Raw genomic sequence first — 14202 nt, forward strand, 5'->3', positions numbered from 1 at the left:
TGTTATAAAATTGCCGGATATGATGAAATTAATATTTTGTTATAAAATTGCCGGATATGATGAAATTAATATTTTTAATAAAGAAATGGAATACTTAATCACAATAGATAAAAAAGATAACACTGTATCAATAAATAATTACATAGAAAAATTAAAAAAGGAACTGGAATTCTTGGAGCTTATATTAAAGGAGAATAAATAATATGTGAAAAGATGAAGATGGCAAAGTTTACACAGAAGAAGAAATAATGTTAATCAGAAAAGAATAGATTGAGCAGTTAATGTTATAAATGATAAACTCCGACCGTGTTTAAATTGAATAAGTGCAAAAGAAATTTTTTTACAGAATATTTAAAGAAATTTATTAATTAAAATTTAATAAATGCTTTTTTAGTATGATTAAATATGCTTAAATTAAGTTATATTTATAAAATATTTTATTTTTTTTAAAGTTGCATTTGTTAAAAATGATGTTATCATCAAATTAACAAGAAGCAAAAATTACTGCTTGCATTTACAGGATTCCATATGTTAGATTAGGATATAAATTAGAGTCTAAAATTCATGCTGGAACATTTCAAAAACAAGCGCTTCCTATAATTGACGATAAATAACTTAGGGTAACAAATAACTAATAATATTTAAAAATTTGTCACTACGAACAACACCAATTGGAAAAAATAATCCAGATAAAAAAGCAAATAGTAAAAAAAATAAAATTGCTATTACTAAAATAATCTTCAAGTCATTTGAACAAAGCACAATTAAAATACCAATTAAAGATGATAAAAATGAGGCTAATATAATTGCTCAAAATAAAGCAAGTCAATTAATTCATTCAATATGAATTCCTTCACCATAACTAAAAAAAGCAATTAAAAATAATCAAATTGAACCAATTAAATTAGTAATTAAACTAATTATAATTAAAACTAAAATTAATTGATAAATTGAAGCTTTTAACAAATACAATTGCCGTGCAAAAGTAGTTTTTCGAAATTCATAAAAAGCAATTGCTAAGTCAATAATACCGTTAAGAACCCCCACTAATAAAATTGACCCTGGCAATGATAAATAACTAGCATTACTATTAAACATATTAGTAACACGAATGCTAATAAAATATAAAATAATTGGTAAAAATAATGTTACTAAATAAATATGTTATGATGTAAAATAATATTTGCTAACAACACGTAATAATGGTAAGTTCATCCTTGCTCCTTAATTTTTAAGCACTAATAATAATTTCTATTTTAACATCGTGTTCTTCAACCGATAATGGGGTCGGCACTAATTGTTCAATAAATGCTAACCCAATAACAAGATGATGATAATTTTTTAAAAACCGATCATAATAACCTTTCCCATATCCTAACCGAAAATTATTTTGATCAAAAGCAACAATTGGAACAACAAGAACATCAATTTTTTCTGCATTAATTATTGGCAATGAATTTAATGGTTCATAAAGGTTAAAGCGTAAATTAAATTCTAAATCAGTTGTTAAATTGGTAATATGATAAAATTTTAAATTATTCCCATCAATTCGTGGCAATAAAACATTAACTTTTAACGCGAATAATTGCTTAATAATAAGAAGAGTATTAACTTCATTTTTAATTGAATAATAAAGAGCAATCGTTTTACTATTTTGCACACCTGGATGTTGAAAAAAAGTATCAAAAATCTTAGTTTCTTTTTGCTGTCGTAACTCAGATGAAATCTTACTTCTTGCAAATAATTTTTCTTGTCGAATTTCTTGTTTACCACGAGTTATCACTAACCAACACTACCTTCCATATCCATTTTAATTAACTGATTTAATTCAACTGCATATTCCATTGGTAATTCTCTTGTAAATGGTTCTAAAAATCCCATAATAATCATTTCCAAAGCTTCTTGTTCTGATAAGCCACGACTTTGTAAATAAAACAATTGTTCTTCAGAAACTTTACTTACTGTTGCTTCATGTTCAATTTGTGATTCATTATTATAAACTTTATTCTGGGGAATTGTATCAGAATGTGATTTTCCATCTAAAATTAGAGTATCACATTCAACCCTGGCTTTTGAATACTGTGCCTTTGGTCCAATATGAACTAATCCACGATAGTTTGCTGTTCCTCCGTTAAAAGTCATTGATTTAGAAATAATTTTAGAAGAAGTATTTTTTCCCAAATGAATCATTTTTGAACCAGCATCTTGAATAACATTTTCTTTTGCTACCGCAATTGAAATACATTGCCCTTTACTATTATTTCCTTTTAAAATAACACTTGGATACTTCATATTAATTTTTGAGCCAATATTGCCATCAATTCATTCCATTTGACCGTTTTCATCAACAATGCTACGCTTTGTTACTAAATTTAAAACATTATCACTCCAGTTTTGAACAGTTGTATAACGCATTTTTGCATTTTTTCCCACAAAAATTTCAACAATAGCAGCATGCAAAGAATCACGAGCATAAATTGGTGCTGTACATCCTTCAATATAATGTAATTCTGCATCATCATCAACAATAATTAATGTACGTTCAAACTGGCCACTATTCTGATAATTAATCCGGAAATAAGCTTGCAATGGTTTTTCTAATTTAACTCCTTTTGGAACATAAATAAATGACCCGCCTGATCAAACAGCACCATTTAAAGCAGCATATTTATTATCTGTATTTGGTACTAATGTACCAAAATATTTTTTAAATAACTCCGGATGCTCACGTAATGCCGTATCACAATCTAAAAAAATAATTCCTTTTTCTTCAACTTCTTTTAGCATACTACCATAAACTGGTTCACTATCATATTGAGCCTTAATTCCAGCTAAATATTCACGTTCTCCTTCTGGTAAACCTAACCGGTCAAAAGTTTTTTTAATTTTTTCAGGAACCTCATCTCATTTTGTTGCAATATGTTCTGTTGGTTTAATATAATAAATATATTCATCAAAATCCATAAACTCTAGATTTGGTCCTCAACTTGGGTTTTTTATTTTTAAAAAATTAAAATATGACTGTATCCGATATTCTCGCATTCAATCTGGTTCATTTTTATGATCTGAAATTTCATTAATAATTGTTTCATTAAGGCCTTTCCCAGTATTATAGTAGGAAATATCTCCATCATTAAAACCATATTTATAACTAGAAATTTCTTTAATTTCTTTTTCTTGCTTTAATTTTGGCATTAAAGAATCCCCCTCCTTTGGCATTAATTATCATTTACTTTTAATAAATCTAATAATAATGTTTGAAAACCAGTAACACCAATTGTCGCACATTTAATTCGATTAGGTTGTTTTGCAATATTAATAAAAGCAATTAAATCATTTAACTTGTTTTCATCATATGGCTGGTCAAAAACCATCGCTAAATAATTTTCAATAATTGCTAAACCATCCTTAATTGCTTTTCCTTCCAGTTCTTGTGCCATAATATCACTTGATGCTGTTGAAATTGCACAACCAACGCCATCAAACCGAGCACTTATAATTTTATTTCTTTCAATCATTAATTCTAAATAAATATCATCAATACAAGATTCAGAAGCTTGATGGATTGAATAAACTGTTGGTTTTTTTGTTAATCCTTTGTATTGTGGTTCTGAATAATGGTCCATAATAATTTGTCGTAAAAACATTGGATCATTTTTATTAAATTCCATTTAAACCAACCTTCCTAAAAAATCTTTTTCATTTGCAAGTGCCGAGACCAACAAATCAATATCTTCATAACTATTGTAAATTGAAAAACTAACTCTAATTGTATTTTTCTCTGGAATAACAGTACCAATTAACCGGGCACAATGATCACCACTACGAACAGTAATATTATTCCGACTTCCTAAATGCATTGTAACATCCTGGCAGAAAACATTTTTAATGTTAAAAACTAATGTTGGTCCTTTGCTATCAGCATTATAAATTATTGCTTTATCTTTTAATTTTTTATGAAACTGTTGAATTGCATATTGTTTTAACTGATGATTATATTTAATAATTTCTGTTAAAGTAAGACTATTAACAAAATCAATTGCTGCTCCAAAGCCAAAAATATCAGCAATATTAGCTGAACCTGCTTCCAGTCGGTCTGGTAATTTTTTTAAACTATAATCTAAACTATTACTATCAATTTGAGCATTCATACCGCCACCAACAATTAAAGGTTGTAATTGTAATAATAATTCTTCTTTTCCTCATAAAATCCCAATTCCAGTTGGGCCAAAAATTTTATGTGCTGAAAAAGTAATAAAATCAGCATTTCACTTTTGAACATCAGTTGGCATATGAATAACACCTTGTGCACAATCAATTACAACAATTATTGTTGGATTAATTTTTTTAATCATTGCAACAATTGACGTTGGATCATTTTCATATCCTAAAATATTTGGCACATTAGCAAAAGAAACAATCTTTGTTTTAGCAGTAATGAATGTTGCTAATTGTTTTAAATCAATTTGAAAATTTATTTCTGGTAAAAACTTAACAATTGCTTTTTTTTCTTGTGCCAATCGATATCACGGTAAAATATTTGCGCCATGTTCTTGTTTTGTAATTAGGATTTCATCACCTGTCGTAATCTTTGAACTTAAACCATATGCAATTTGGTTTAATCCATATGTTGCTCCGGGAACAAAAATAATCTCCGATTTTTTTTTGGCATTAATAAAATGCTGAAGTTTCTGACGAACAAGTTCATATTGAATATTTGTTTTATATCCTAAATCACTATCAGTATTATGCGGATTAGTTCCATAGTTCGTATAGTAATCATTAATAGCATTAATAACAAATTGTGGTTTCAAAGTAGTAGCAGCACTATCAAAATAAATTTGCTCAGAATTATTTTTAAAAAAAGGAAATTGTTTTTTAATTTCTCTATAATCAATCATCGTTATTCTCCAATTTCTTTATCGATTTCATCAATAATATTTTTTTGTAATTCTTCATCCTCAATTGCATCAATTACATTTTTAAAATAACCCATACAAATTAATTTTCGAGCCTGAGTTATTGTCAAGCCTCTTGTTCGTAAATAAAAGATTTGCTCTGGGTCAAGCATCCCAACCGCATTAGCATGACTTGCTTTAATATCATTTTCATCAATTAACAAAATCGGATTAGAAATTGCTTTTGAAGTTTTATCAAAAACTAGTAATCGTAATTCTTGATGTGCTTCTGATTTACTCATTGTTTTTTCAATATGACTAGTACACTTAACAGTTTGTAATGAATTATCTTTTGCAATTGAGTAAGTTTTAATTTTGCTTTCCGTTGTTGGGGCTAAATGATGAGCATAAATAATTGCATTTTTATGATAATCATGCGTTGATAAACTTGCCAAATAATATTTAATAGCACTACGTTTACCCTGCAAATTGAAGGTAACATTTTCGCTAATACTACTATTAACAATATTTAAGTGATAAGTATTAACTTGCGCTTTTTCTAATAAGTTATAAAAAAGATTAGCTATTTGTTCACATTCACGATTTTTGTAAATATTAATAATATTAATTTGACTATTAGCCGGAATATTATAGTTAATTGTTACTTCTGAAGTTAAATTTAAAAAAAACAAAAAAGTTTTATTAACAAGATTAGTAGTAAAATTAATATTAATAACTTCACCAACTTTATTATTCGTAAAGGTTAATTCGGGTGTTGTTGCATCAATAGTAAAATTATCACCAATAAGTTCTCGTTCTTTCATTCAAACTTGCATTTTTACTTCCCTTTTTGTGCAGCGCACCCAATTCCCGCTAAAGGTTTGATACCACTTTGTTTATTTTCTACTGTTAAATCTAATTCTTGTAATAATCATTCGTATCCTTCTTCATTAATTTTTTTAACTAAATTATAATCTCCACTTTTAACAATTTTACCCTTAACAATAACATGAGCATGCGTTGGTTGCACTAAATTAAAAAAGCGATCATAATGTGACACAATAATTGCAGCAAAATTTTTATTTCGCATTTTATTTAATTCAGTACTAACAACATTTAAAGCATCAACATCTAAGCCTGAATCAATTTCATCAATTAAAGCTAAAGATGGTTTTAATAAATTTAATTGTAAAATCTCATTTTTTTTCTTTTCGCCCCCCGAAAAACCAGTATTTAAATAACGGCGAATCATACTATCATCAATTTTTAAGTTCTTAATATTGCGATTAATATCCTGATATAATTCTGGTAATTTGATTGGTGAATCACGGTGAGAGTTAATAATTGCTTTTAAAAAATCTAAATTTAAAACTCCAGAAATTTCAACTGGTGATTGCATTGCAAAAAAAATTCCCATTTTACTTCGTTCATCAACTGTTTTGTCTAAAATGCTTTGACCATTAATTAAAATATCCCCACTTTCAAGGGTATAACTAGGATGTCCCATAATTGTTGATAATAAAGTTGATTTTCCATTTCCATTAGGTCCCATTAAAGCATGAATTTCATTAATATTAACAGTTAAATTTAAACCATTTAAAATAATGTCATTATCGGCAGAAACAAATAGATCTTTAATTTCAATTTTTTTCACTTTGACCCCTCCTTTGAAATATGTATTATACTAATCCAGAAGTAAAATTATCTTTATTTTTTAATAATAAAGTCTACTTTTATTGTACAATAAAAGTAGACTTTATTATATTTTTTTAATAGAATGTAGTTAGTATTTTTTAACAAAAAGTACAAAAATAAAAGTCAAAAGGAAGGATGAACTAAAATGAAAAAACTTTTATCATCACTGAGCAGTATGATATTAGTGGGCGCAACCGCATTTGGAACGGCGGCTTGTAGTACTAAAGAAAAAAATAATCAACATAAAGATGAAAATGGTGACAGCATCTGAGCATGAATTCCAGGAATTTTTGGTGGGAAAAAAATCACTTCTCCTGACATTTGAAGTGTCTTAGAAAATCCATTTGTAAATGCCGGAAATGGAAAATGAACAAATGATCCAACCCAATGAGATGGCGCAACAAGAATTAAGATGTCAGTTCAATTAATGCAAATTTTAAGCGTTGCAATTTTAGCGAACCCTTATAAATTTTTTGGAACAGATAAAACTACAATTGGTGATATTGCCGATTATAAAAATTTAAAAGACATTTTAAAAAAACAATGACAATTATTAGTCACAAACACAGATAATACTGTTGAGAAAAAGAAACAAAGTTTTAAAGATAGTGATAAAAAAAATTGAGAAAAAAAATATCATGATTTTTTAGATGCAAACTATAAAGATATCAATGGTGCAAGTGGCAGCAAAAAATATGAAATTGAAGAACAAAATTATAAAGCTGCTATTATGACAACTGGTGCTGATGGTGGAATTAGTGCATCACAAATGTTAACTAATGTTTTATTAAATAATAATATGCGTGTGTATAGACAAAATAATACTGAAAGTGCAGTTAAGATTTTAGAAAATTTTGCTAGTTTCCTTAAAAACGGAAATAAAGCAGAAGATTGAAATATTAACAATCAAAATTTACGTACTCAATTAGCACTAGCTTTTAGTTGAGATCAAAATAATAAACAATTTATTGATAATTTATCAAGCTTAACAATTGAGGAAATTAATACTCATATTACGACAATCGCAACAGATTTAAAAACTTTTAATTATGACATTAATAAATATATGAGTAATAATCATCCACCAGTTGCAACACCTATTTTTGAAAATCCATCTAAGACACCAGTTGGTACACCTCAATTAAGTGAAACATATGATGTTGGGCAACTATCATTATTTCAAAAATATATGATTGAAAAATGATTCCAAAATGAAAAACCTTTAGCAATTTCAACAATAACTTATGCCTTTAAATCAGGAGCAACACCAACTGATACTGGTTTCACAGCAGATACTTTTGATGAAACAACAAAGACACAAATTAAAAAAGATTTAGGAACTTTAGCCTCAGCTAAAAATTGAGAAGAATTTACTACTAACAGTGAAGGCACAGTTACTCCATCAACAGATTTATTAACTTTAAATACACAAGCTGATTCTGTTAAATCAAATATTTTAAAATCAAGTGTTTATAATAGCATTAATGCACCTGGTGAAGCTGCACCTACTGATATAAATGATGTCGTAAATAAAATTAGTCGTAAAAATCCAACCGATCCAATTAGTGCTAACTGAAAAATTGGTACTACTAATGATATTGTTATTAGTTTCTTTGATACAAATGGTTTAAATTTAGTCCATATTGATGGCCACGAATATTTACAGGATGCTGACCCATCATCATACAATAGTTATGATACTAATTGACAATTTAAAAGTTTAAATTATTCAAGTAATTTTTATAGTTCATTGGAAGATAAATCAGAGATCATGACAGTTGACAAATCAAAACAAAAGATGAATACACAATTTAGTAATGCTCAATACTTATGATATTTAGTAAATCGTAGTTTAGTAAATAGTAGTAATAACAGTAAAATAAAATTTAATGTTTTAAATGAAGTTAAAAAATATGCTACATTAAGTTCAAGTTCTGGCTCAGCTGATGATAAAACATGATGATTCTGAATTTATGACTTTTTCAGTAATTTTAATAATAAAATCTTAACAAATGGTGCCGGACCTCAAGAATGATTAAAAAAATTTCTTACTTTTAAAGATTTAGAAGGACACGCCACAAATCATGATTGATTTATTTCAATTATTAATGCAATGTCAACTAATTTAGCAGGAGGCGCTGTCCAACGTTTATACAGTAGTTTTGAAACAGAAAATAAAACAATTGAAAAGTATAAAATGGGAGGGCCAGCGGCTAAAATTGACCCAAAAACTATTGTTGAAAAAATTAGTACCGCAAAAATATGGCATGAAGAAATTGGTCTAAATTACGCAGAATCAATTATTTCAATAAAAACTCCATTCTGAGTACATCAATTTCCTCCTGTAACAACAAATCCAACAAAATATTATTATAAATCAGGAGGTAAATGATAATGAAAAAAATAATAAGTATTTTAGGGGCAATGTCTATTCTTTCTTCGACTGGCACAAGTCTTTATGCCTGTGCAAAAAAAGATTTTGAAAGATTTACTGATCCTGCTATTGCTGATGAAGTTAAACGTTGAATTATTGCTCAAATTAATTCAGAAAATGAATCAAATGTTGTCAAATATTCATTTAATGACATTTTCACTAAAGCAACACTAAAAGAAATGACTACAAGATTATTGGATACTAATATTTCAAAGTTTTTCTATGCATCAGAAGAAGCAACAAGAGCACGATATACTGGAGTAATAATTGATGTTAACCAACCTGATTCATTATTAATAAAACAATTTATTAATTTTGTTGAACAAGTTGCACTTGATAATTTAAGTACAAAATATTCTACTGGAATTTCTAATTCAACACCATTAGAAACAACAATTGCAGGACAAGGATATGCACCTGATTATCAATCAGAAGGTTGGTATGTTGGTGGTAGTCAATCATATTTCTGAAAAGGAACAGGTAAACCAAATTATATGCAATCAAGAAAAGAGCAAGAGGAAGCTAATTTCGAAATTAAAAGTAAAAGTGCTGGAGCTAATTATACGGACTTTAATGCAATGTCAGAAGATGATAAAAAAGCTGCATTAAAAACTCGCTTTAAAGATTATTATACGCATGTTGAAGTACCAGCAGTGATTGATAAAATTATTACTGCAACATACTTACATCAAAATGAGATTAAGCGCTATGGTAGTGGCGATAATAGTTCAATTTATTTAAATCGAAATAGTGCACTATTTAATGCCCTTCAATCATGAGATACAATTAGTGGAGCACGATGAAAATCATATATTAAAATGGTTTGAGAATTAAAACTAGATAAGGAAGGATTAGACAAATTATTTGCGGATAAAGGACCATTAGCAAATGTTGAAAAATTAAATTCTGATTTAACTAATAATCAAAACATTTTAATGCAAATACTTAAAAATATGTTTAATGCGAAAAAAGATAATATCTTTAATAATATGATTAAAGACGGAATTGACCCAATCTTTGGAATTAGTGGTTTTAAAGGATTTGTTGGAATTGATAAAAATAAAAACCCAAATGATATTTTTACAACTTTAAACAATGCTGATGCATATAAACAAAAAGTTATTGACACAGCAACACCAGGTATTATAAAATCAGGTGAAGGAACAGACCCTTCAAGTTATCAATTCTTAGACACCAATAAAAGATATGGGTCATTTGTCTTAACATTACCAATTTATGCCGTTGATTTAATGAAAAATATGAACATTAATTATAAAAATGATAATAAAAATAATAAAGAATTATCATTAACTTGATATGGGTCAGGAGGAACACCAACTGATTTAGATCAAGCCTGATTAGCACAGCAAGGTGGAATTAAGCGTTCATTATCATGATTATATAATAAAAAAGGTTATTTAGGAACATACGATGAAAATGGTCAACCTCTTTATAATGATAATGGAACACCAGTTGATATTACAAAAAACATTAAAGGTCAAATCCTAAAATGAATTGAATATACTTTTGCAAAACAACAAAATTTACAAACAGCAGCAAAAACAAGATTATATTCTTTAGTCTTTGCTAATAATCCAGAAAATGTTTATTCACAAACTTTATATGATGCAATTGGATCATATATTATTAAAGAAGATTAAAAATCTTCTTTTTTATCTTAAAAATGGTTTAATTAATAAACCATAGTAGTTATTTGTTATAATTAATTATATAAGGAGCTGAAATTAATATGAACGAAAACAATTGCATTTTTTGTAAAATTATTGCACAGAATATACCAAGTAAAAAAATTTATGAAAATAACTTAGTTTATGCTTTTTTAGATGCCTTCCCTAACAGTGATGGTCATACCTTGGTTATTCCAAAAAAACATTTTGAATATTATAGTGTTACTGATGATGAATATTTAGCAGAAGTTGCTAAAGTTGGAAAAATAATTGCACAAAAAATGTATCCAGCATTAAGCCCTGTCGGAATTAATTATGTTAGCAATGAAAAAAGTGAAGCTTTTCAAAAAGTTTTTCATTATCATCTTCATATTATTCCAAAATATCAAAAAGATGAAGGCTATAACTTTAAGATTAATGTTGATAAAGAAAAATTACGTGATTTAGCAGAAATTCAACAAATATTAACCTTAAAATAAAAAAAGTATTTTGTTTATAAATACTTTTTTTATTTTCTACTATCTAAAAAATCATAAATCGCTTGATAATTTGGTTCATTTCCAACTGGATTAACAATCTCAAGATATTCTACAATATTATCTTGGTTTAAAATAAGAACTGCACGTGGCAAAATTTGCAAAGCAGTAAAAACTAATCCTGTCTTTGTACCAAAATCACGATAATTATAATCTGACACTAAAAAATGTGCTTCATCTCTAAAAGATTCACAACATCTTTCTTGTGCAAATGGTAAATCACGTGAAACTGTAATTAATCGTGCATTAAGATAATCTTTCATATTTTTGTTAAATTTAACAGTTTGCGTATAACAAACACTTGTATCAATGCTTGGAATTACTGATATAACTTTATATTGTGTTTTAATATCACTAAGATGAAAATCAGTCATATCAGCATTAGTTCCTTTAAAATCTAATTTATCGCCAACTTTAATAATATCTTGGGGCAAATGCGAAAATACATCCCCATTTAATTTAAATGCTCCCATTTTTATGGCCTCCTCTTTTTTAATTTTTTCTTCATTATCAATGAGATGAGCTCCATCTCCGTTAATAATCATACTATTATTTTTAGTTACAGTAAATTCTGCTTCAATAATATTTTGTTCAAAATAATCATTATTTTGATAAACATCGCTTAGTTTAATCACACGTTGGTTTGTAGAACCAATTAATCGTCGTTTTTTATCTAATTTTTCAATAATAAATGGTCCATCAATTAAAATATCAATTTTATCTAAAATTGCTGGATGCTTTTCTTGCAATAGTTCATATAAAAAACCAGAAAAAACAATTACTGTTAAATTATTTGCTTGACATAAAGTGACTAGTTTTAATAGTGCTCGTGGCTGAATAAATGGTTCTCCCCCTAAAATAGTAATCCCTTCAATTTGAAACCGCTCTTTGGCATCTATAATTGCCTGAAAAAGGGCATTCACTTCCATTATATTCCGATTAATGAGGGGAATCATTTCCTGATTACTACATCCTTTGCAATTAATAATACATCCTTGCATTCATAATGCGAATCGTTTGCCTGGTCCTTCAATCGTTGTAAAAGAAACAAACCGATTAAAATTAATTAAATTACTCATTTTTTATTTAAAACAATATTCAATTTGATGACCATTTACTTGCGCCAATATTGTTTCTCCAGCTTTAAATTTAGTTTGATTTGCAAAAATAAAAGAACTCAATCCATCAACAACATGCTTTTCAATACTATTTAATAAATCACGACCGCCTTTTTTATCATCAGCATCCTGAATAATAATTGGTAAAATTTGTGGTAAATCAATAAATTCTAATTTAATCTTATATTTTTCTCAAACAGCTGTTTGAATTGGCTGTAATTTTTGCATAATTAATTTTGCTTTGAAATTAATATCCTTAATAAAATTAAATGGAATAATATTGTTTCCAATTCGCCCTAATAATTCTGGTCGTTTTAATTCAGTTCGAAAATGATCCGATACTTTTTGAATAAATTGCTTTTCAACTTCTAAAAATGATAAATTATCATCAACTTCACTTGCACCAATATTTGAAGTAAAAATAATAAACGAATCAGAAAAAGCAACAGTTTGACCTTTGTTGTCAGTTAAACGACCATCTTCTAAAATTTGTAAAAATTTATCTAAAATTCGTGGATGAGATTTTTCAATTTCATCAAATAAGAGAACACTAAACGGTTTTTCTTTAATTGCATTTGTTAATTGTCCACCTTCTTCATATCCAACATAGCCTGGCGGTGCACCAATTAATTTTTGATCGCTTGCTTCTTGGTTATATTCTGACATATCAAACCGAATACAATTTTTTTCATCACCAAATAAAAATTTGGCCAATGCTTTTGCTAATTCGGTTTTTCCTACTCCAGTTGGCCCAACAAAAAACAACGTACCTTTTGGCTTTGTTCGCTTTGATGAATATTGCACACCTGATAATCCAGTAAAAGCTTTATAAACAACATTTTTTACTTTTTCAATGGCATGATCTTGACCAATAACTCGTTTTTTTAATTCTTTTTCAATAGTTGCTAATTTTTCATAATTCATTTCTTCTCATGGTGAAACTTTATCCCCATATTGATAAGAATTTAGTAACTTTTCAAATGGTAACCGTTCTGAAATATTATTTGAGAATTTAATTAATTGATAAACTTCTTTCAAAGTTCATCCTTCCATCGTATCATAAATATCTTGTAATTTTAAAATATCAGTATTTAAATCTTCGGTAATTTTAAAAAAATTCTTATTAGTTAAAATAAACTTTTCTCGTTCTTCACGATTTGGTTTTGTTAAAGTAATTGTTATTACATCTGGATTATGCAAATAAAATGATGTTGGCAATTTTCCAACACTATTAGTAATAAAAATAATAGCTGTATCAAAATCAATTATTTCTGATTGATCAAATTTTTTATCTCGAAAAGCTTTACTTAATGAAATTAAATTAACACGTTCTTCTTCGCTCAAAGTTTGTTCATTAGAAAATAAATAATCAGAAAAATCAGCAATAAAAGCAACTTTTTTAGAACTTGCAACTAACATATTACGACGAACAATAGCAAAAAATTCTGCTAATGTTGGAAACTGCCCCGTTGGACCACTTTTTTGTTCATTTGCATTTTTAATTACTTCTTGGCCAAAATCATATGCTTCCCCTTCTTTACTTTTCTGTTGTGTTTTTGCTGTTAATGTTAAATTTTTCAGATTTCCTCCGCTTAAACCATCAATCCGGTCTCACATAAAAATATCATTAAAACCCTTTTCTCTTAATAACCCAAATAATCGGTCTTTTAAACCAACATAGCCATTATTTGCTTGATAAATATCATTAACATTGCCTTCAAGAATAACACATCGTTTAATTCCAATTTGGTTTTTTAACTTATCTAAATTACTTTTTACACTCATTTATAGCCACCTCTAACTATTTCTTTAATTATAATGTTTTTTAACCCA

13 protein-coding genes and 1 pseudogene are annotated in these 14202 nt (G+C 27.6%); 5 read left to right on the forward strand and 9 right to left on the reverse strand.

Annotated elements, in window-relative coordinates; genetic code table 4:
- Positions 1–202 (forward strand): hypothetical protein (locus tag C6B38_RS09495; protein ID WP_233485456.1); only part of this gene is annotated, 202 nt, incomplete at its 5' end.
- 42 nt (positions 203–244) lie between these two features.
- Positions 245–355 (forward strand): annotated as a pseudogene (locus C6B38_RS09500) (IS30 family transposase); the annotation flags it as partial.
- Positions 356–615: 260 nt separating this feature from the next.
- Here the strand turns inward: C6B38_RS09500 and C6B38_RS00760 are convergent.
- The 7 genes from C6B38_RS00760 to sufC form a co-directional block, all read right to left on the reverse strand.
- On the reverse strand, positions 616–1098 hold the full coding sequence (locus tag C6B38_RS00760; protein ID WP_233485457.1) for an ABC transporter permease: 483 nt from the start codon (positions 1096–1098) through the stop codon (positions 616–618).
- A 133-nt stretch (positions 1099–1231) separates the two neighbouring features.
- Positions 1232–1783 (reverse strand): 5-formyltetrahydrofolate cyclo-ligase, encoded by a 552-nt coding sequence (locus C6B38_RS00765; protein WP_105298284.1) that lies wholly within the window; start codon positions 1781–1783, stop codon positions 1232–1234.
- The gene (sufB, locus tag C6B38_RS00770) at positions 1783–3195 is read right to left on the reverse strand and encodes a Fe-S cluster assembly protein SufB (RefSeq protein ID WP_105298285.1); all 1413 of its coding nucleotides are present in this window, start codon (positions 3193–3195) and stop codon (positions 1783–1785) included. The genes C6B38_RS00765 and sufB overlap by 1 nt, the downstream gene beginning before the upstream one ends.
- A 23-nt stretch (positions 3196–3218) precedes the next feature.
- Positions 3219–3671 (reverse strand): Fe-S cluster assembly sulfur transfer protein SufU, encoded by a 453-nt coding sequence (gene sufU / locus C6B38_RS00775; RefSeq protein ID WP_105298286.1) that lies wholly within the window; start codon positions 3669–3671, stop codon positions 3219–3221.
- Positions 3672–4901, reverse strand: coding sequence for an aminotransferase class V-fold PLP-dependent enzyme (locus C6B38_RS00780; RefSeq protein ID WP_105298287.1), 1230 nt, complete (start codon positions 4899–4901; stop codon positions 3672–3674).
- Positions 4902–4903: 2 nt separating this feature from the next.
- The gene (locus tag C6B38_RS00785; protein ID WP_105298288.1) at positions 4904–5734 is read right to left on the reverse strand and encodes a SufB/SufD family protein; all 831 of its coding nucleotides are present in this window, start codon (positions 5732–5734) and stop codon (positions 4904–4906) included.
- 2 nt (positions 5735–5736) lie between these two features.
- Positions 5737–6552 carry a Fe-S cluster assembly ATPase SufC gene (sufC, locus tag C6B38_RS00790; RefSeq protein ID WP_105298289.1) on the reverse strand — a complete coding sequence of 272 codons (816 nt, stop codon included), beginning with the start codon at positions 6550–6552 and terminating at the stop codon, positions 5737–5739.
- 186 nt (positions 6553–6738) lie between these two features.
- Here sufC and C6B38_RS00795 point away from each other — a divergent pair, with 186 nt between their 5' ends.
- The 3 genes from C6B38_RS00795 (at position 6739) to C6B38_RS00805 (ending at position 11194) form a co-directional block, all read left to right on the forward strand.
- Complete coding sequence (locus C6B38_RS00795; RefSeq protein ID WP_105298290.1) at positions 6739–8988, forward strand: hypothetical protein; 2250 nt, start codon at positions 6739–6741, stop codon at positions 8986–8988.
- Positions 8988–10688: a lipoprotein gene (locus C6B38_RS00800; protein ID WP_105298291.1), complete on the forward strand. Its 1701-nt coding sequence runs from the start codon at positions 8988–8990 to the stop codon at positions 10686–10688. Before C6B38_RS00795 ends, C6B38_RS00800 begins: the two co-directional genes overlap by 1 nt.
- Positions 10689–10777: 89 nt before the next feature.
- Positions 10778–11194, forward strand: a complete 417-nt coding sequence (locus C6B38_RS00805; protein WP_105298292.1) for an HIT family protein — start codon at positions 10778–10780, stop codon at positions 11192–11194.
- A 29-nt stretch (positions 11195–11223) separates the two neighbouring features.
- On the opposite strand, the gene C6B38_RS00810 is transcribed toward C6B38_RS00805, so the two are convergent.
- Both C6B38_RS00810 and C6B38_RS00815 read right to left on the reverse strand, forming a co-directional pair.
- On the reverse strand, positions 11224–12330 hold the full coding sequence (locus tag C6B38_RS00810) for a 4Fe-4S cluster-binding domain-containing protein (protein ID WP_105298293.1): 1107 nt from the start codon (positions 12328–12330) through the stop codon (positions 11224–11226).
- 3 nt (positions 12331–12333) lie between these two features.
- On the reverse strand, positions 12334–14154 hold the full coding sequence (locus C6B38_RS00815) for an AAA family ATPase (RefSeq protein ID WP_105298294.1): 1821 nt from the start codon (positions 14152–14154) through the stop codon (positions 12334–12336).
- Positions 14155–14202: the final 48 nt, after the last annotated feature.

The organism is Spiroplasma sp. ChiS, from assembly GCF_002968355.1.
Lineage (GTDB): Bacteria > Bacillota_I > Bacilli_A > Mycoplasmatales > Mycoplasmataceae > Spiroplasma > Spiroplasma citri.